Consider the following 1,872-nt stretch of genomic DNA (forward strand, 5'->3'; position numbering starts at 1 on the left):
GTCGTTGGAATCAGTGTAACGCTTGATGTGTTTATCGCTAAAAAGGTGACCATCGAGCGGCTGACCGTTGCTTTTCCTCCATTAAGTTTCTTTAACTGCTCCATGGCTTTAATACCAAGAGGCGTGGCTGCATTCCCCAGTCCAAATGTGTTTGCCATCATATTCGATAATATATATCCCATTGCTGGATGATTGGGTGGGACCTCTGGGAATAGCCACCTCATGAATGGTCTGAACAAGTTGGATAACTTATCGAGCAGTCCGGATTCTTCCGCTATTTTCATTAACCCCAGCCAAAAAACCAAAATACTCATCAACCCTAGACAAAGGGTGACTGCTTCCTTAGCACTGACAAAAAGAGCTTCATTCACCTGATCCATCGTTCCATTTATCATTCCAAATACGATGCCGATCACGGTCATTCCAACCCAAATATAATTAACCATTGCTTTTGATTCCTAATACTGCTTCAAATAGCTCAGCCCAGCTAGATTGAAAGGATTGATGCTTGAAGCTTTCTTTTGTTTCACCATAAAAAATTGAACGTGAACCGATTTTTTTTCCATCGAGATAGATAGAAGCTTTGCCAATTACTTCAGGAATTTTTCGTTTATCTTTCCAAGCCTTCTGTGGTTTCAACAATTTCATTTTCACATTGACCAGTTTTCTTTCTTCTTTCGTGAGTGGATACGAAAAATCGTTTTTAATATATACATGGCCTCTATACGTTTTATTTTTCATATCTTTTACCAAGCCCTCAGGTAAAATTTCAGTTGGCTTATATTCTTTAAAAGCGGATTCATACATTTGAATATGATCATTCCAATCATCGGGACCATTCAATGTTACAGCTATTAAATCATGTTGGTTTTTTGTAGCCGTCGTGACCAGGGTACGCTTTGCCAGTTTGGTAAACCCTGTTTTCCCCCCTGTACAATACTCATATAACTGTGTCAGAAGTCGATTTTTGTTCTTCCAGACATAATCCCATTGTTCTGTTGAATTAGGTGCTCGGTGCACCTTAGTACCGGCAATCTTTACATACGTTTTATTTTGCATAGCATAACGAGTCAACAAAGCCATATCATATGCTGTTGAATAATGGTTATTCGTATTATCCAAACCATGCGGATTTGAAAAATTAGTATTCTTCATACCGATTTCCTCTGCCTTTTGATTCATCATCCAGACGAAGCCATCAAGGCTCCCGCCCACCTTTTCGCTGATTGCGACTGCCGCATCATTCCCCGAACGTAACATCAATCCATAAACCAAATCTTCAAGCTTAATCTTTTCTCCTTCTTTTAAATAAAGGGAAGAACCCTCAGTCCCGAAGGCATTACTACTAATCTTTACTGTTTCCCCCATTTTTCCCGATTCAATAGCCAGTATAGCCGTCATGATTTTCGTGATGCTGGCAATACGGTTTTTTTCATGAGCATTCACCTCATAAATGACCCTTCCGCTTTCCTCATCCATTAATATCGCGCTGTGGGCACTAACGGCTACGTTAGCATTAGCGCTTTGTACCGGTGCTAGAAAAGACAAAAGGAGAATGATAATAAACAAACCTGATAACCCTTTATATAGAAAACGCATGAGTGCCCCCTCGTCTCTTAACTTGTTTTTGTACAAGTTTATGCAAAGGGACAAGGGTTATGAATAAAAAGAATGTGAATATCTATAAGATCCTAGGATTTAAAAGGGCTTTTTCACATAAAACTTTACATGACATTATACAAATTTACCGATGTACTAGAACATATCAGGATAAATCTAAATGCTCCTCCCACTATTGATGAATATAATTTTAGATAGAGTGAATTTCGGATCCATGTTTGAACCCATAAAAAAAATCGATAAGGGGACATG

At 38.8% G+C, this 1,872-nt stretch carries 2 protein-coding genes; both read right to left on the reverse strand.

Annotated features, from left to right (window positions below; translation table 11 throughout):
• The coding region (locus AC1DUW_RS27410; RefSeq protein ID WP_477644000.1) for a nucleoside recognition domain-containing protein at positions 1–446 on the reverse strand (446 nt) is incomplete at its 3' end.
• On the reverse strand, positions 439–1,599 hold the full coding sequence (locus tag AC1DUW_RS27415) for a D-alanyl-D-alanine carboxypeptidase family protein (RefSeq protein ID WP_053346828.1): 1,161 nt from the start codon (positions 1,597–1,599) through the stop codon (positions 439–441). The genes AC1DUW_RS27410 and AC1DUW_RS27415, both read right to left, overlap by 8 nt.
• Positions 1,600–1,872: the final 273 nt, after the last annotated feature.

Source organism: Peribacillus sp. P4_C12 (genome assembly GCF_056402095.1).

Excerpts from the sequence above, each read along its gene's own strand:
- AC1DUW_RS27415 (WP_053346828.1), bottom strand. The coding sequence starts at position 1,599 with ATGCGTTTTCTATATAAAGGGTTATCAGGTTTGTTTATTATCATTCTC.